This is a genomic window from Paludisphaera rhizosphaerae, assembly GCF_011065895.1.
In the GTDB taxonomy this organism is placed as follows: Bacteria; Planctomycetota; Planctomycetia; order Isosphaerales; family Isosphaeraceae; genus Paludisphaera; species Paludisphaera rhizosphaerae.
Window position 1 is genome coordinate 30,419 of the sequence record NZ_JAALCR010000016.1, and the last position, 16,310, is coordinate 46,728.

At 66.2% G+C, this 16,310-nt stretch carries 10 protein-coding genes; 4 read left to right on the forward strand and 6 right to left on the reverse strand.

Going from position 1 to position 16,310, the window contains the following annotated elements; translation table 11 throughout:
• Window positions 1–61 precede the first annotated feature (61 nt).
• A complete protein-coding gene (locus G5C50_RS20345) occupies window positions 62–1,108 on the forward strand; it encodes a DUF1559 domain-containing protein (protein WP_165072579.1) in 1,047 nt (348 codons plus the stop codon).
• A gap of 94 nt (window positions 1,109–1,202) precedes the next feature.
• Here G5C50_RS20345 and G5C50_RS20350 read toward each other — a convergent pair whose 3' ends face one another.
• On the reverse strand, window positions 1,203–2,582 hold the full coding sequence (locus G5C50_RS20350; RefSeq protein ID WP_165072364.1) for a Gfo/Idh/MocA family protein: 1,380 nt from the start codon (window positions 2,580–2,582) through the stop codon (window positions 1,203–1,205).
• A 428-nt stretch (window positions 2,583–3,010) separates the two neighbouring features.
• Here G5C50_RS20350 and G5C50_RS20355 point away from each other — a divergent pair, with 428 nt between their 5' ends.
• The 3 genes from G5C50_RS20355 (at window position 3,011) to G5C50_RS20365 (ending at window position 5,918) form a co-directional block, all read left to right on the forward strand.
• Window positions 3,011–4,510, forward strand: coding sequence for an aldehyde dehydrogenase family protein (locus tag G5C50_RS20355; protein WP_165072366.1), 1,500 nt, complete (start codon window positions 3,011–3,013; stop codon window positions 4,508–4,510).
• Window positions 4,511–4,687: 177 nt separating this feature from the next.
• Window positions 4,688–5,191: a peptide-methionine (R)-S-oxide reductase MsrB gene (gene msrB, locus G5C50_RS20360; protein ID WP_165072581.1), complete on the forward strand. Its 504-nt coding sequence runs from the start codon at window positions 4,688–4,690 to the stop codon at window positions 5,189–5,191.
• A 118-nt stretch (window positions 5,192–5,309) separates the two neighbouring features.
• Window positions 5,310–5,918 carry a GbsR/MarR family transcriptional regulator gene (locus G5C50_RS20365; RefSeq protein ID WP_240907292.1) on the forward strand — a complete coding sequence of 203 codons (609 nt, stop codon included), beginning with the start codon at window positions 5,310–5,312 and terminating at the stop codon, window positions 5,916–5,918.
• Window positions 5,919–5,927: 9 nt separating this feature from the next.
• Here the strand turns inward: G5C50_RS20365 and G5C50_RS20370 are convergent, their stop codons facing one another.
• Genes G5C50_RS20370 through G5C50_RS20390 form a run of 5 tightly spaced genes read right to left on the reverse strand, consistent with a single transcriptional unit; the run spans window position 5,928 to window position 16,073 of the window.
• Window positions 5,928–7,472 carry a hypothetical protein gene (locus tag G5C50_RS20370; RefSeq protein ID WP_165072368.1) on the reverse strand — a complete coding sequence of 515 codons (1,545 nt, stop codon included), beginning with the start codon at window positions 7,470–7,472 and terminating at the stop codon, window positions 5,928–5,930.
• Window positions 7,472–9,946 carry an ABC transporter substrate-binding protein gene (locus G5C50_RS20375; protein ID WP_165072370.1) on the reverse strand — a complete coding sequence of 825 codons (2,475 nt, stop codon included), beginning with the start codon at window positions 9,944–9,946 and terminating at the stop codon, window positions 7,472–7,474. Before G5C50_RS20375 ends, G5C50_RS20370 begins: the two co-directional genes overlap by 1 nt.
• The gene (locus tag G5C50_RS20380; protein ID WP_165072372.1) at window positions 9,946–13,464 is read right to left on the reverse strand and encodes an outer membrane protein assembly factor BamB family protein; all 3,519 of its coding nucleotides are present in this window, start codon (window positions 13,462–13,464) and stop codon (window positions 9,946–9,948) included. The genes G5C50_RS20375 and G5C50_RS20380 overlap by 1 nt, the downstream gene beginning before the upstream one ends.
• Window positions 13,465–13,500: 36 nt before the next feature.
• Window positions 13,501–14,457, reverse strand: a complete 957-nt coding sequence (locus tag G5C50_RS20385; RefSeq protein WP_165072374.1) for a hypothetical protein — start codon at window positions 14,455–14,457, stop codon at window positions 13,501–13,503.
• The gene (locus tag G5C50_RS20390) at window positions 14,454–16,073 is read right to left on the reverse strand and encodes a HEAT repeat domain-containing protein (protein WP_165072376.1); all 1,620 of its coding nucleotides are present in this window, start codon (window positions 16,071–16,073) and stop codon (window positions 14,454–14,456) included. Before G5C50_RS20390 ends, G5C50_RS20385 begins: the two co-directional genes overlap by 4 nt.
• Between the last annotated feature and the right edge of the window lie 237 nt (window positions 16,074–16,310).

Consider the following 16,310-nt stretch of genomic DNA (forward strand, 5'->3'; position numbering starts at 1 on the left):
GCGTGCGGCGCTCGTCGAGTTCGTCCTATCCCATCGTCCGTCCCCGTTGGAGAGGCTAGAGATGAGTATCGTTCCCTCGGTTCGACGCCCGGCTCCCCGTCGGGAGGCGTTCACCCTGATCGAATTGCTCGTGGTCATCGCGATTATCGCCGTGCTGATCGCTCTATTGCTGCCGGCCGTGCAGTCGGCCCGCGAAGCCGCACGTCGCGCTCAGTGCGTCAACAACATGAAGCAGCTCGGCCTCGGCATCATGAACTTTGAGAGCACCTTCGGCACCCTGCCGGCGGTGAACGCCGTCTATCGCATCGCGGCCGGCGCCCCGCTCATCATGGACAACACGGGCGGCATCTCCACCACGATTCCCGTGATCACCAGCCAGGTCGGCGGCTGGGCCATCCAGACCGTGGATTACATCGAGCAAGGCAACCTGCTGAACGATATCAAGGCGTCCCAAGCTTCGACCGACGTCGTGCCGCGTATGAACACGGTCTATACGACTTCGGTGGCGGTCTATCTCTGCCCGTCGGACGGCAACAATACGAAGGGCTACAACGTCACCAGCGGGACGATCACGAACAACTACAAGATGATCAACTACATTGCCTCCACGGGCAATGACGAATGGGCTCAGACGCTCAACGGGACGACTCTTCAGTTCGGCAACGCTCGCAACGGCATGTTTCCCCGCATGAACCGCGGCGGTACCACGAGCCCGCCGCCCTTCGTGACGATTGCCAGCGTCACCGACGGCATGAGCAACACGATCGCTCTGGGCGAACGTCCCGTCATCACCGGACAGGAATACAAGTCGGTGTGGTACTACGGCTACATGGAGGCTGTGGGAAGCCTCGCCGTGCCCGTCCCCACGGGCAGCTACACCTTCCGGGCGTGCACTCTGCCGATGCCTTACAAGTATGAGTCGGACCTGGGGACCACCACGGCCAAGACCTGCGCCTCGGGCCACATGTGGAGCAACCACCCGGGCGGCTCGAACTGGCTGTTCGGCGACGGCTCCGTGCGGTTCATGAAGTACTCGATGAGCCTGAACACGCTGGCGGCTCTCTCGAGCCGGAACGGCGGCGAGGTGATCTCGTCCGACGCGTATTGAGCCGCTTCGCAGTTTGAGGCGATGAAAAAAGAGCCCCGGGTCGCGACCTTCATCGCGGCCCGGGGCTTTGTCATTTTCAGTCGGTCGACGGCGATCAACCGAACTCGCGGTCGCGGATGATGCCCGGCTGCGGGATCGGGTACTTGCCGTTGGGGAGCGTCTGAAGCGGGGCGGCCCCGTTCATGGTCCAGCGCTCGAGTTCCGGCGCGAACTCGTGGGTGCAGTTGAGCATGTCGTCGAAGGTGATGGTCTCGCCGGTGTGGGCGGCCATTCGACCCATCGACGTCACCAGGCTGGCCTCGACGCCCCGCTTGACCTCGTTGTACGGGTGGTCGGTGCGGATAGCCTCGATCAGGTGGTCCCACTCAAGCTGGTAGGGGTTGGGCTCGGGCTGGGGGAAGGCCCAGATGAGGTCCTTCTTGGAGCCGATCTTCTGGCCCTTGTAGATGCGGCACTTGGCCGGCGAGTGGGCCGCCGTGGAGATCACGGCTGAATTCTTCGAACCGTGGGCGTAGCTGGCGAACTCCGACTTGCAGCCGTCGATATTACGGCCTTCCAGGAAGAACTTGGAGCCGTCCTCGAAGGTGTACTCGACCGAGTAGGTGTCGAAGTTCTGGTCGATGCAGTCGCCGCGGTAGGTCCGGGCGCCGCTGGCCTGGGCCTTGACCGGCCACGCGTCCTTCACCCAGCAGCACTCGTCGATGTTGTGGATGAGGAAGTCGCTGTAGCAGCCGCCGCTAGCCCACAGGAACCCGTGGAACTTGCGGATCTGGTAGAGCAGCTCGCTGATGTCGTTCGGCTTGGGCTGAACGAAGGCCGAGCCGACCGGGCCGGTCTGGCGGTAGGCCCGCATCGTGATGATGTCGCCGATCTCGCCGGCGCGGACCCGCTCGATCAACTCGCCGCGCGCCTTGCAGTGGCGGCACATCAGGCCGACGCCGACCTTCAGGTTCTTGGCAGCGGCCTTCTCGCCGAGTTCAAGCATCCGCTTGGAGGTGGGGCCGTCGACGGTGACGGGCTTCTCCATGAAGACGTTGACGCCCTTCTCGATGGCGTAGCCGAAGTGGAGCCAGCGGAAGGCCGGCGGGGTGGCGAAGATCGCAACGTCGCCGGGCTTGAGGCAGTCGATCGCCTTCTTGTAGGCGTCGAAGCCCAGGAATCGCCGTTCCTTGGGAACGTCGAGCTGCTTGGTCTCCTTGAATTCCTTGTCCAGCTGGTCGTAGCTGTTCTCCAACTTGTCGTTGAAGACGTCGGCCATGGCCACGAGCTTGATCGGGCCGCTGGTGGTCTTCAGGGCGTTCTCGGCCGCCCCGGTTCCCCGGCCGCCGGCCCCGATGAGAGCCACCTGGATCGTGTTGTCCTCGCCGGCATGGACGAGAGGGGTCGCGGCTTGCGCGACCGACACGGCCGCGGCGACGGCGCCGCCGGTCTTGATGAAGTCGCGGCGCGAAGCGCCGGCCTTGGGGTCTGTCATGGCTCGCTCCTGGGGGGGCTGTGTGCGGTTGGGAGGACTTCCGAGGTCAGCCGACCGATCGTCGCGTCCAGCCTCTCGCTCGACCCTTCGGCCGCAAGATGACCGATGCACGCGACGGGGAGGGATGGTGCTTGGCTCCGATTCGGGACTCCAGCACGGAGGAAAGCGACGGCCGAGAGGAGGGGCCGCACCGACTCCTGAACCCACAAGCGAGGTCGGGTTCCACTGCCGGCGTGCAAGGGCCCAGACCCTTCGACACGCCTGGATCATAACGCTCCACGTTCCTCGCACCAAAGGAATTCGGCGCTTTTCGGCCGCGTCGCGACCCGTGATGTTGAAACCCCCCGAGGAGAATGGATTCTGTTATCTTAGCGTCCTAACACGCCCCCCACCCTTTCGACGGAAGCGGGCGGCGATGGAGGAACGGCATGGCGACGGCGACCCAGGAAGTTCTCACGACCAGAAATCCGGCGACCGGCGAACCGGTGGGGCGAGTTGTCGCGACCGCTCCCGACGAGGTCGCGCGGGTCGTCGCCCTCGCTCGTGAGGCTCAATCGAAGTGGGTCGCTCGCCCATTGTCGGAGCGTCTCGCCTTTCTGGATCGCTGGCGGGCCGTTCTCAACCGCGACGCTGAGACTCTCGCCGACCTGATCCGGAGCGAGGTGGGGAAACCGACCATCGAAGCGATGGCCGCCGAGGTCGTGCCGACTCTGGACGCCCTCCGTTGGACCTCGCGCAATGCACGGTCTGCGCTCGCGGACGAGCGCCTGGGGCCTTCATGGCAGCGGATGCTGCTGATGCCGACAGGTCGACTTCGATGGGCGCCCGTCGGCCTCGTCGGGATGATCGGGACCTGGAACTATCCGTTGTTTCTCAGCGTTCCGGCGATCGCTCAGGCCCTTGCCGCGGGCTGTGGGATGGTCTGGAAGCCTTCCGAACTGGCGATCGCGACAGGAGAGATCGTTCAGGAGAGCCTGCGAGAGGCCGGCCTCCCCGAGGGCCTTGTCGGTATCGTTCATGGGAGGGGGGACGTCGGCCAGGCTCTCCTTGACGCTCCCATCGACAAGATGCTGTTCACTGGTGGAGTTCCAACGGGTCGGCAGGCGCTTCAGTCGGTTTCTGCCCGAGGAATCCCGGGCGTCGTGGAACTGTCCGGCTTCGATCCCGCGGTGATCCTTCCTGACGCTCCCCTGGAAAGCACGGTGCGGGCCCTGGTCTGGGGAGCGTTCGTCGGCTGCGGCCAGACGTGCGTGGCGGTCAAGCGAATCCTCGTCGTGGGAGACCCCGCGCCCTGGATTCAAGCAATGGCCCAGGCGATCTCGCAACTCCGAGTCGGTGATCCAGCTCGGCCGGATATCGACATCGGCCCGATGATTTCCGAGGCGGCGCGGTCCCGATTCGATCGCACGATCCACGAGACCGTGGAGGCTGGCGCGAGGATCGAGGCAGGGGGCCGTCCGATCGAGGGGAACGGTTCCTTTTATGCTCCAACCCTGCTTTCGGCCAGTTCCCCGGAGCCTGAGCGAACCCTTGAAGGCGTCTTCGGGCCCGTCGTCCTGATCCGAGGAGTCGCGACGATCGACGAGGCGATCGCGGCGGCGAACGGCTCCGAGATGGCTCTGGCAGCCTCGGTCTGGGGCCGGGACCGCTCAATCGCTCGGGCGGTCGCGCGGCGGATCACCGCCGGAACGGTCTCGGTCAACGATGCCGTGACGGCGACGGGAGCAGCGGCCGCTCCCTTCGGCGGCTTCAAGGCCAGCGGTTTCGGCCGGACTCACGGCGTCGTTGGGCTTCGCGAGTTCGCTGCTCCCCAGGTTCTCTTCGAACGAAGAGCGGGCGGTTACCGTCCCCAACTCTTCCCCTACGGCGCTTCGTTCGTCGGACGATTTCTGCGTATTTACCGACGTCTCTTTCACCCTCAGGCCTAGAATGAGCACGGGAGGACACTACCCATGAGCATCCGAACGATTCTCGCCGGGGTTTGCGCGCTTCTCGTCGGCGCCACGTTGACCGCGGCCGTCTATCGTATGGGAGGGACGGCCGGATCCCCGCCCCCCTCTCCGATCGTCACCCCTCCGACGACCACCAACGGGAGCCCGACCGAGATGCCGACTCAAGACGAAGCCCCCAAGCCTGCATCCACAGCCGAGCCGGCTGACGACGTCGTCGCAACGGGCCTTCCGAAAACGGAAGAGGAGTGGCGCAAGAAGCTGACTCCCGAGCAGTACCACGTCGTTCGCGAGAAGGGGACCGAGCGGGCGTTCACCGGCAAATACTGGAATCACAAGGAGGACGGCGTCTACCGCTGCGTCGGCTGCGGCGAGCCCCTCTTTGATTCCAACTCCAAGTTTGACTCCGGTTGCGGCTGGCCGAGCTTCTCCAAGCCGGTCGGCGACGGCAAGGAGATCAAAGAAGCCGTCGACAACAGCCTCTACATGACTCGCACTGAGGTCATGTGCCGGAAGTGCAACGCCCACCTCGGGCACGTCTTCGACGACGGTCCCGCGCCTACGAATCTGCGGTATTGCATCAATTCAGCCTCGATCGACTTCGAGAAGCGGCCGGACTCAGCCAAGAAGTCTGAGGGAGAAGCCGAAAAGAAACCTTGAAAACTGTGTCGCGGCTGAACCTTACGCGCGTTTCCGCCGCTTCGGCTTGTTCGGATGTTTCACAGGCTGTATATTTTCTGTAGAAACAGTCAAACCAGGCGAAGCGGTGACAAACGTGATGAACATGACGCCGGCCGCACAGAAGTTCGTGCTCCACTGGGGCGAGATGGGTCAGGCCTGGGGCATCAATCGAACGATGGCCCAGGTCCACGCCCTGCTGTTCATCGCACCGACCGCGCTGGATGCGGAGGAAATCAGCACCCTCCTGGACGTCAGCCGCTCGAACGTCTCGACGAGCCTTCGCGAGTTGATCACTTGGGGCGTCGTTCGCCGGGTGCACATCATCGGCGACCGCCGCGATCGGTTTGAGGCGCTGAAGGACGTCATGGATACGTTCCGCGTGATCATGGCGGAGCGTCGCCGTCGAGAGATGGACCCGACGATCTCGCTGCTGGAGCATTGCATCAGCGAGGCGAAGGCCGGCGGCGAGGGTGAAGCGTACACCCGCGAGCAGCTTGAGAAGATGCTCGCATTCACTCGCATGGTGACCGACTGGTACGGCCAGATCGAGAATCTGCCGACGCCGGCGATGCTCCGTCTCTTCCGAGGCGGGACCGTGATCGCGAAGCTCTTCTCGCGATCCGGGAAGAACGGCAAACCGGGATTCGACCCCGCTGACTCGGCGGAAGCCTGGGATGAGGACGAAGCCAGCTCCCCCGGCAAGTGATCGTCTCGCCTAGAAGGGCGTCTCCGATCGGGGCGTTTCCGGCTTCTGAGCGGGAGCTTCAGCCTTTGGGGCCGGCGTCGAAGTCGTAGTCTCGGCGGGCTGAAAGCTCGCGGCCGGCTTCTTCGCGGTCGCCTTTGCGGCTTCGGCTTCCTGTTTCTTGTGGCTTTCGAGGGCCTCGGCGAAGGCTCGGGATGCGTCGTTGTTGAGATAGCCGTCGATGAGTCCTTGCAGCTCGTCGAACACGGCCTGAAGGTGCCGCGTAAGGACGGTGGTCTTGGACGTTTCGTAAGACAGCTTCGTCGCTTCTTCCTTCAACTTCTTGACCGCGTCCGTGAAGGAGGGAGGCGGCGGCAGCAGGTCGTATTGCTTCAGGAGTTCCTGAAGGCCCGTCCAGTCGTCGCCCTCGACGCGAGACTGCATCAACCGTTCGAGCCTGCCGCGAAGGGCGACCTGATCGACGATCTGGTCGCGCAGGGCGTCGAGCTGGACCTGGTATTTGGAGGCGAGCGGGAGCGGATCGACGGGGATTTCCCGCTCCTCGGAACTCTCTCCCGGCATCATGGGGAACTCGGCCAACGGTTCGGAGTCGCCGGCGAGGAGCCGCAGCTTCACGACTCCGCGCGTCGGACCAAGTTCAACGGCGATGCGGCCGCTGCGGTCGGTCATCCCCACGTCTCGGATCGGGCCGTCGGGGGCGGGGCGTTCGGTGAGGGTGTATCCGGCCGCCGGCCCCTTCGTCGTGCGGTCGATGAACCGCAGGTGGATCGTCGAGTCGCCAGCCTTCATCCCGAGCGCCGCGAGGGTGTTCGGCCGGGCGATGCGCTGGGAGAGCGGGTCGCGGAAGGCGCTCACGATCGCGCAGCGGGCCGTCGAGCCCTCAACCGATTCGGCCGTGAGATAGGTGAAGGCGATTCGGGTGATCCGCACGGAATCGTCGCGCATCGTGACCAATCGAAGGGGGATGAACGTCGTCCCCTTGGCGACGACCGCCCCGAGCGGACTGGCCGGCGGGATCGCCGCCCCTTGCACCTTCAGCAAGGCTCGGCCCCCCTCCTGACCGACGATCAGCGCTGAGGGGTTGAACAGATCGGTGGTGAAGAGGAAGAACGCCCGGGGGGCGTCGAGCGGCGAGGGGACCGCGCGTCGTTGAAGAGGGCCAAGCCAGCGCGTGGCCGTGTCGTACTCCCGGCCGGTGAAAACCAGGTCGGCGTCGGCGGAGTCGACGGAGACCCAGACCAGCCAGACCTTGTCGAACGACGGGTCCAGCCCCTGCAATTCCTCGGCCTTGAGTCGTTCCAGGCCCTGGCCTGCCAAGGGGCTGGGCTTCTCCATTACCTCGATCGACCAGGAAGGACCGACGAACCGTCTGACCATCTCGTGCCAATCGGCGAGCAACCCGCTCCGTCGTCCGGCGTCGAATCGGGCGCCCGGGTCGAAGGCGAGATGAAGCGCGATCCGGTACGGCCGGTTCTCCATGGCCGGAGGAGTCTCTTCCGCCAGGCCGATGGAGAGCGAACCCAGGAGCAGAGCGAGGCCCGCGAGAATCGTTCGCATTACCAGGGATCCTTGGCGAACCACGGGGCGATCTCCCAGGTCTCGATACCTTGATACAGTCGATCGGTCGTCTCGGGAGGCCCTTTGAGCCGCTCACGCCAGGCGTAGCGAGCCGTCACCTGCCAGAGAGGAATCACCGGCAGTTCGTCTCGCAGCTCGCGGTCGATCTGAACGGCCATTCCGCGGGCGCTCGGCCATTCCGCAGCCTGTTCCAGTTGGAGGAGAAGCTGGAGGATTCGCGGACTGGCGGCCGAAGCCAAGGCGTTCGCCGACGGCGGTGCGTCGTAACCGGGACAGATCATCAACCCCGCGTCCAGAACGGGCTCGTCGCAACGGAGAACGCGGTAGGCCATGTCGAAACGTCGACCGGCGCGCAGTTCAGATTCGAGGCGAGCCGGGGCGACGGGGATTGCTTCGACCTCGATGCGGGCCACGCGGAACGCCTCGACGAGGCGGGGAACGACGGCCTCGACCTCGGCGACGGCCGGGTATTCGAGCTTGAGCTTGATTGCGGGAACTCCGAGCTCACCCCTTGCCAGCGAGGCGAGCGCGACGGCCAGAACGAGGTTCGACTCCAGCGGCTTGACTCCCGCCGCGTCGCCCGGGCCGCCGCGAGGAAAGACGCCGTCGGCCGGGCTGTCCAGGTCGGACGGAGATCCCTTGAGGATCGTTTCCTCCAGGAGAGTCCGCCGGTCGAGAGCATAGGAGAGAGCCCGACGGAGCGTCCGGTTTCGCAGGGCCGGCGAGCGACCGTCGAGCGCCAGCACGTGTACTGCCGGTTGCGCGAACGCTCCGACCGATACGCCGGGCGTCGCGGTGAGTTTCACCGCCTGGTCGGGTGGGACGTGGCCGAGAACGGTCACGTCGCCCCGATGGAAGGCCGCGAGAGCCTCCGCTGAGTTGGCGTATCGGAATTCCCGGATTCGACGAATTCGAGTCGGCGATCCGTTCGACGTGTCGCTCGCAAGCCGTAGGTCGAGCGAGCGGTCCGATGCGCTGAAGCAGACGAACGGACCTGAGCCCACGAGCCGCCGTTCCTTGGCCGAGAGGACGACGCGTCCGTCGAACCCCGCGTGAGCCGCGCCGATCGGAGCGTCGAGCCAGAAAGCAGGTTTCAACAGCGGCCGTCGGAGCCGCACCTCGACCTGACGTTCATCGATCGCCTGGACCTTGTCGAGCAGGTCGGCCCAGCGGGCCTGGTACTTGAGAGGGTTGCGGGGGTCGCAGCGGTCGACGAGGGAGCGAGCGACGTCCGTCGCCGAGACGTCGCGCGACCCGTCCGACCAGCGGATCCCTGGCTTCAGCCGGACGACCAGCCTCCGGCCCAGGTCGGTCGACTCCAACGCCTGAGCGAGTTGATCGGGGCGTTCCCCTCGCTTCGCTTCTTCCGAATCGTCGGCGAGGATCGGCCGAAAGAGCAGGGGGGCGACCCGTTCGTCGGACGGCGATCGCGTCCACGGGCCGACCGGGGACGCCACGTCGGTCACGGCCACGTCGAGCGTCGGATCCGTCTCGAACGCCTGGACGTACTGGGCTTCAAGTCCCTCCTGAGTCGGCCAGATTCGCAGGGCTTCGACCAGCGCGTCGAGTTTCTCCGCATTCGATCCGCCGCCGATATTCCCGGCGCGGGCCCTGGCCATCGCCTGGAATTTCTCCCTCAGTTCACGCGCCTGGCGGACGTCCCTGGAAATCTGCTCCAGTTCGTGAAGTAGTCTGCGGCCCTCGGGATAGAGTTCCAGGCCGATGGCGTTCTCGATGCGGCCCGCGTAGGCGGCGGCGATCTGATCCACGAGCCCCGGGTAGTCGGGCTGCTCGGCGTGCAACTGGCGCAGGATGCGAAGGCCCCGCGAAACGTCACCGTCGCCGAGAGCCTGTTTCCCTTCCGCGAAGAGAAGTCCATGCACGTGGTCGGCCAACCCCGGCCACTTCGGGTCGCGCTGCTGGACTCGCAGGTAGAGTTCGAAGGCCCTCGTGTAGTCTCGCGCCTGGCGAAGTCGGTCCCCTTCGGCGAGCAGGATGTCCTCGAAGTATTCGATTTTTTTGATATGCGCACGCTTGATTTTGAAGTCGCGCGTGTCGCCTCGGCCCGTCGAGGCCTCCTGGGAGAGGTGGACGGTGATCTGCGTCTCGGGGCCCGGAGGCTCGTCCTTCTTCGCCTCGTAGGCTTCAAATCGGTTCTTCTCGCCGGGGAGCCCAACGTTCCCCTCCATGGGAATCCTCGTTCCGGAGGCGCGAGCCTTTTCATCGGCGCGCGGGATCGGAGGCAGCGGCCGAGGACTGACGGGTTCGACGAAAATGACCGAATCGTCCTGGAGCGTGATCCGGTCGAAGGGGAACGAGCGGATGAGGTCGCTCGGGAGGACGACGCCCGAGGGACGCGCTGACTCCTGTCCCCTCGCCGTCGCGAGCGTTAGCAACTGAGAGGTCGCCGTTGCTGTGGCGAAGAGGATGAGCAGCCGAGGTCTCTGAACCATCACGGCTTCGCCTCCTGGGATTGGTCCAGGTTCAGGAGTTGAAGGACGCCTCGACCGGACGGCACAAGCACGTCCGGGCCGACGGCGATCAGGCCGCCGACAGGCTGGACGCCCAGGTCGATCGCGGCCGTTTCATGCCCGTCGGCGACCGAGAGCCCGCGCGCATGGCCGGCGCGATCGAGGACCCAGAGAAGCTCGCGCCGAATCAGCGGTGACCCGACGGCCGGTGCGCCCAGCGAGACAGACCAGACGCGCCGGCCGTCGCGTTCGACGAGCGAAACTCCCCCCGAGGCGTCGAAGACGACGACTCGGCCGTCGACGGCGTGGGGGGCGTCGAGCAACGGCGCCGCGAGCTTCCAAACGCCGATCGGACTGAGGTCGCGAGCCGCAAGCGAGCGTACGTCGCCGGCCTCCGTCGCCACCACGACGGCCGAGGCCGTGCAGGCGGGGGCGGCGATGATCTTCTGGTCGAGGGTCGTCTCCGCCTGGACGGCGATCCGGGGCGCTGGCGAACTCTGCACGGCCAGCCGGCGGATTCGGCCGGCGTCGTCGGCCAGGATGATCGAGTCGTCGTCCAGTGGGGCCGGATCAAGCCATCGCCCGACGCGGTCGCGCTCGAATTCCGGGACGAGCGGCTCGGCGGTTGATCTTCCCGTGGACGGGTCGACCAGGTAGGCCCGGCCGTCCTCGGCCGCCACGAACAGAGCGCCCGCCCAGGGGAGAGGCCTTGCCGCCGGAGACGCGGGAAGCTCCGCCTTCAACCAGTCTCCTGGGCTTATGGGATCCGCCGACCAGACCTGGTTTCCGCCAGGGCCGGGGGCGATCAGATCGAGCTTGTCGCCCTCGCGCGACAGGCGGAGCAGGGGGCCGTTCGGAGCGTGGGGATCGCCGGGTTTCGGCAAGAGCGCCGAGGCGAAGCCGCCGCGTTCCAATTCCGTGCGGCTGATTTGAAGACGTCTGCCGGCCTGATCGACGGTTCTCAGATTTTCGCCGTCGTTCTCTGCGACCAAAGGCGACGGCCAGGCGGCGCCCAGGACGGTCTGCCACTCGACCTTGCCGGTCGTCGGGTCGACGCCTCGAAGCGCGACGCCACCGCCCGCCGCCCGGTTCGACAATACGACGCGCTTCGCGGCGGTTTGGATCGGGGCCGAGGCCATTCCCACGTCGCCGAACAGGAATCTCCCGGCGAGCCGACCTCCCTCGGCGTCAACGTCGAACCGACCGGTTCGGCCGGCGGTGATCCAGATCTCGCGTTCGGTCGGGGCGTATCCGAAAGCAGGGCCCGAGGGTTCCGCATCAGGACTGAGCTTGGCGATCGATCGCAGAGGAGTCGCGCTGGAGTAGTCGCCGGCGGCGAAGACTTGCATCCCGCCACGATCGCCGATCGCCCAGACCGACGAGCCCGACGTCGGCGGGGTCGCCCAGGTCCAGCCGGGATTGTCGATCGACTGCACGGCGCGGGGCCTGGCGCCGTCGTCGTCCAGCACCAGAACACGCCAGCGGCCGTCGGCGATCCGGTCGTTCTCCGCGACGATCAGGAACCTTCCCAGTCGAGCCGGTGCGCAGGGGATCGACCCCTCGGCGTGGCCGAGATACTGGACGTCGACGCACGCAAAGGGATCTCGGCTGATCGTGAAGAGGCAGTCCTTCCGGCCCATCATGTAGAGGAATCGCCCCGACTCGTCGCCGACCGGGGTCTGTGCGACCGGAAAGGCCAGATCAATGGCGGCGACGACCTCGCCCGTGCTCAGGGACAACACCACCAGCTTGCCCGACGGGATCGATTGATAGACGTGCTCACCCAGGACGAGCGGGGATGCGTCTACCGGTTCGCCGAGCGGCTGGCGCCAGATGAGCCGGCCGGTGCGGGCGTCTCGTCGCGCCAACTCGTTGCGACGGGCGTCGAACATCAGGACGCTGGGATCGCCGGGGACGGGCGTCGGCGCGAACGGCGAGGCAAGGCCGACCGTCGTCCGCCAGACCGGAGCCCCCGTTCGAGAGTCCAGCGCGTAGGCCGCACCTTCCGCCAGGGCGTAAGCGAGGGCGTCCGGCGGGGGAGCATCCTGGGAGACGTCCGTCCGCGATCGCAGGACCAACGAGGTCGGAGCACCAAGTGGGTCGGGGTCTTCCTCAAGGAGAGCAGGACGCCGACTGGGGTCGACCTTGACCGCCTGACGCATCAGGTCGTTGGCTTTCACCATGCGCTCGACGACGGCCGCGTCGGTCGACAGATCTCCGTACGCTTCCACGAGCGCGTCGCGGGCCTTGTAGACCTGAGCGGCCGACTTCGCATCGAGGCCGCGGTCCATCGCCGTCAAGGTGGCGGCGCGCGTCTCGGCCTTGCGGATCGTGGCTCGGGCCTCGTTGAGCAGGTCGGGGAATCGCGATTTCGTCAGAATGGCCGGCGACATCTCACCGGCGATCTGGGCATGAAGCGCCGCTGCCGATTGGGCTTCGGCCAGCATTTTCGCATCGGCGGCTCGTCGGGCCCGATCCGCCAGTCCCTCCCCGATTCGGACCACCAGATCGCCAAGCTCGGATTTCTCATCGCGGTACTCGGGGAGCTCGCTCGTCTGTTCGAACATCTCGCGGGCGGCTTCCAGGGCCCGCGACCAGGTGGCTCCCGAGATTGTGATGTACTGCCTCACGTTCGCCAGGGCTCGGAGCGTCGTCGCCTTGCCGGCTCGCACGTCTTCCGGATTTTTGGCGAGAAACGCGTCGAACTCGCGAATCGCGGTCAGGTTGTCGCCGTCCTCCATAAGCTCGACGGCGCGGTTGTAGGTGCGGGAGGCGATGGTCTTGTTGATGATCGAATGAAGCCAGAAACCCATGCCGATCAGCGCGGCCAGCAGCGCGACGAGGGCCAGCACCGTCGGCGAGGAAGCGACAACCTCGCGCCCCGGCGGAGCCTCGGCCTCACGGGCCTTTCTCCAGCGATCGCGGAGCCGGGCGAACAGGCCGGACGTCTTCGCTTCCGGCTTGCGGCGAGATGGATTCCCATGGGGCTTCAGGTCGGTCGGCGGGGGGGGCGCTTCGATCTCGAGGTCGGCGAGCAGATCGTCGCGTTCGAAAATCGAGGGTTTCGAATGCGGCGCCGCGGGTAAGACCTTGGCCTCCACGGAAGACGATGCGGGCGGTCCCGACAGGACCTTGGTCGCCTCTTCTCTGGGCTTCGGCTTGCGAGTCCGCACAGGTGCGCGGGAGACAGGCTCAGCGGTCGGCAGGTCGTCGAGGCGCATCACGAAGATGCGGCTGCCGCCGATCTGCAACTCGTCTCCCTGGTGGAGGCTCGCCGAGACGACCCTGCGGCCGTTGATCTCCAGGAACTCGGCGTCGGGAGAGGCGTCGACCTTGAATTTGCTCCCCTTCCAACGGATGCGGCCGTGGACGGGGCAGACGCCCTCACCCTGGACGACGACGTCGCAGGATGGACTCGAACCGAGCAAGGCCGGATGGCTCCGGTCGAGCTCGACGAATCGCACACGGCCGTCGGCGTCGTGGATCTCAAGCGTGGCCATGAGACGTTGGTCCACTCCGCTGTGGGGCGTGACGGGTCATCGGAGCGTCTCCTGCGCGGCGACCTTGAAGTCGTAGCCTTCCCCCTTGGGAACGACCGCGAACCGGGTCGCGCGGATCTCGGCGGGAGTCCGTCCGCGGTAGCGCTGTTCGAGTTCGGCCAGCCGCTGTTCGACGCCCGCCGGGTAGAACTGGAAGACGGTCCCCTCGCCGACGTCGATCCCCGCCTTGCGGAGCAGGGCGATGTCGGAGGCCTTGCGGGCCTTCCCTTCCCAGATGAAGTAAAGCCGTCCTTCGCCGCCGCTGCCCCCGTTGCGACGCGTCGGATTGGGACTGGAGAAGTTGGAGGCGTAGACCAGCAGGTCTTTGCCGGCCACGACGGCCAACTCAACGCCCAGAGCGTCGAGTTGGCGGGCGTATTCCTCGGGCCGTTGGCCCTCGGGGTAAAGGATGCTCCAGCGGTTTTCGCGACTGACGCCGCCGTCGCCCGGACCGAAACCCAGCCCGGGGCCTCCGGAACCCAGCTTCGACGCTCGCTTTCCGGTGGCCACAGCGGAACCGTTGGGCATGGCCGGTCCCACGTCCATCTCGGCAACGGACTTGCCGGCGTCAAGCGCGGCGTCGAGCATCGCTCCGGGGGTCGTCTGGACCGACGGCTGCTCGAACTCGCCGGGAGATTCTTCGTTGTTCGAGGCCATGGGAGCCGCGTCCGCGCCGGGCACGTCGACCTTTTCCGTCGAGCCGGGGGTTCCCTCGGGCGCTCCACCGCCGCCGCCGAAGACCTCGACGATCTGGAGCGGAGACGTGACTCGCGACGCGTATTCCTGGTTTGTGACGAAGATCAAGGCCATCCAGCCGACGACCAGCATTGCACCCAGAATGACGGCCATCAGAAACGACGTCACCCGGTCGTAGGCCGACTCGCCCAGGATGCGGGGGTTGCGGTCGGCGGCGGCCGGTCCTTTTCGAGAGTCGAGCGTGGCTGTCGCGCTCACGGCTTACCTCCTGCGGGGGCGGCGGCGCGAGCGGCGTCGGTCGGCGAGGAGTCGAGCGGTTTGACGGCGTCGTACCAGGCTCGCCAGCGCTCCGCCGCGGCGCGGCGGGCTTCCGGCGGCGAGCCGGCCTCCGGGCCGAAGCCCTCCAGCTTCCGGCTGATCAACTGCAAGCCCTGCCGAGCCGCGACGACGACGCGGTCGTCGCCGTCTTCGAGCGCCGTGATCAGGCTTGGGGCCGCGTCGAGATCCCCGCAGCGGCCGAGGGCCCACGCCGCGACCTCCCGCACTCCAGGGTCGCGCGCCCGGAGCATCCGTCGGAACCGGTCCTTGTGAGGCCGGAGCGCCGTCGGGCCTTGCTTCTGGTAGCGGTCGAGCACCCCGGCGAGCGCCGAGTCGGCGTCGGTGACGCGCGGGTCTTCGAGCACGTCGAGCATCCCCTCGACGGCTCCGTTCATCGGACGGCTGATGATCCGCCCGCCGGCGACCGTCATCGTCGTCAGGTCGCTGGGGAGACCTCTCCCGCCCAGGAGCGTCCCGGAGCCGAGCTTCCGGATGTCGACGCGTTGGATGGTCTTCTTGGTGGACTTGGTGAGGAAGAGCATGGCCCAGACCGTCGTCACATCGTCCGTATAGGGGGAGAAGCTCCAGGAGCCGTCGGGCTTTTGGGACGATCGGATGTAGGCCGCCCCTCGCTGGTACCAGTCGATTTTCCCGATGGCATCGCGGTCGGAGAGAGCTCCGATACGTTCGATACCGTACAGCCCGTAGAAGACGGACTTGCCGAACGACTGGGTGTTCGCGGTGTTAAAGTTGGCGCTGATCCAGTTCATCCCGCGTGCGACCGCCGCGTTGATCTGGGCGGCCGTCGTGACGGGATTGAAATCGGTCCGCGGGCCGGAGTCGTCGACGGGCGTGAGGTAGGGGTTCACTCCCTTGCGGAACCTTCCATAAGCTTCCAACTGGCGGCGACAGATGAGTAGGCTGCCGACGCCCGCGGCGGTCATGGAGACCGTCTCCGGCTCGCCCTGGTCTCGGTGGTAGTTCCAGCTTCCTCCCGGCGCCTGAACCGAGAGGTACCATTGCGCCGCCCGGTCCCAGACGGAAGGGGGAATGTCGACGCCGTTGTTTTCGCACTCCCAGAGGCCGAGTACGGCGTACTGGGAAATGGAAGTGTCGCCGAAGGGACGGGGATCGTAGTCCCAACTGCCGTTGGCTTTTTGTTTGGACATGAGATAGGCGGCGACGGCGTCCAGCATGCTGCCGCGGTCGGCGGCGTCCAGGTTCGCCAGCGCAAGCGCGACGACGCCGGCCTCGTAAATGTCGTACCCGGCGCTTCGGTCGGGTTTGTAACCGCCGCTGACGAACCGCGAGCGGATCTTGTTGAGGCAGGCCGACAGGGCAGGGTCCGTGGGAGGGACCTCAGCCTTGATGAGGCCGAGAGCGATCATGGCCGTCTCGCCCACCTGCTTTCCCGAGTGGACGTTGCGGAGGTACTGGACGCCGGCGATGACCGCCGGATCCTGCTGCTCCGGAGCCGTTGCGCGGACGGAGCCGACCATCGCCGCGACCGCAGCGATGGCGAGGAGTGCTCGTCGAAGTCGGAGGGTCGCGAACATGTTCGTCACCGATAGCCTGAGTCGGCATTTCCGCTTTGCACGAGATTGGTAGTCCTATGATTCTAACGTCGTCCTGGGCCGATGACCTGAGCAGCCTCAACGATTTTCGGAATCGTGCGTTCGGATCATCCGAAGCTTGGGACGCTTACGGCTGGTCAGCCGGTTCACATCCTGATAAAACAGGACGCGTTGGGCGGTCGCGGGCGACGGCCGATGAGGGCCTCGGCGCAATCCTTT

Excerpts from the sequence above, each read along its gene's own strand:
- msrB (WP_165072581.1), top strand. The coding sequence starts at position 4,688 with ATGCCGACTCAAGACGAAGCCCCCAAGCCTGCATCCACAGCCGAGCCG.
- G5C50_RS20365 (WP_240907292.1), top strand. The coding sequence starts at position 5,310 with ATGAACATGACGCCGGCCGCACAGAAGTTCGTGCTCCACTGGGGCGAG.
- G5C50_RS20345 (WP_165072579.1), top strand. The coding sequence starts at position 62 with ATGAGTATCGTTCCCTCGGTTCGACGCCCGGCTCCCCGTCGGGAGGCG.
- G5C50_RS20350 (WP_165072364.1), bottom strand. The coding sequence starts at position 2,582 with ATGACAGACCCCAAGGCCGGCGCTTCGCGCCGCGACTTCATCAAGACC.
- G5C50_RS20355 (WP_165072366.1), top strand. The coding sequence starts at position 3,011 with ATGGCGACGGCGACCCAGGAAGTTCTCACGACCAGAAATCCGGCGACC.
- G5C50_RS20380 (WP_165072372.1), bottom strand. The coding sequence starts at position 13,464 with ATGGCCACGCTTGAGATCCACGACGCCGACGGCCGTGTGCGATTCGTC.
- G5C50_RS20390 (WP_165072376.1), bottom strand. The coding sequence starts at position 16,073 with ATGTTCGCGACCCTCCGACTTCGACGAGCACTCCTCGCCATCGCTGCG.
- G5C50_RS20370 (WP_165072368.1), bottom strand. The coding sequence starts at position 7,472 with ATGCGAACGATTCTCGCGGGCCTCGCTCTGCTCCTGGGTTCGCTCTCC.
- G5C50_RS20375 (WP_165072370.1), bottom strand. The coding sequence starts at position 9,946 with ATGGTTCAGAGACCTCGGCTGCTCATCCTCTTCGCCACAGCAACGGCG.